This is a genomic window from Parendozoicomonas verongulae, assembly GCF_009711465.1.
Taxonomy (GTDB): Bacteria; Pseudomonadota; Gammaproteobacteria; order Pseudomonadales; family Endozoicomonadaceae; genus Sansalvadorimonas; species Sansalvadorimonas verongulae.
Genome location: NZ_SMME01000762.1, coordinates 864 through 1,205 on the forward strand (window position 1 = coordinate 864; position 342 = coordinate 1,205).

Consider the following 342-nt stretch of genomic DNA (forward strand, 5'->3'; position numbering starts at 1 on the left):
CGGTGAGGAAACTCCCCCTCACATTCACTGCCTCCCCGTTCCTTCAGGAGGCCTGTATCCTTCCCGGTCTCCGGATTTCAATAGCTGGGTGCGTAGGCCTGAGGAAGCCCACACAGGGAACGGGCCCTTTGTCTGTGACCAGAATGGGTGCAACAAGCGTTTTACCCAATCCGGTAATCTCATCAGGCACAAACGTATCCACACAGGAGAAAGGCTCTTTGTTTGTGAACAGGACGGGTGCAGCAAGTCTTTTGCCTCAGCCAGCGATCTTACCAGGCATAAACGCACCCACACAGGGAAGCGGCCCTTTGTCTGTGATCAGGAAGGGTGCAGCAAGCGTTT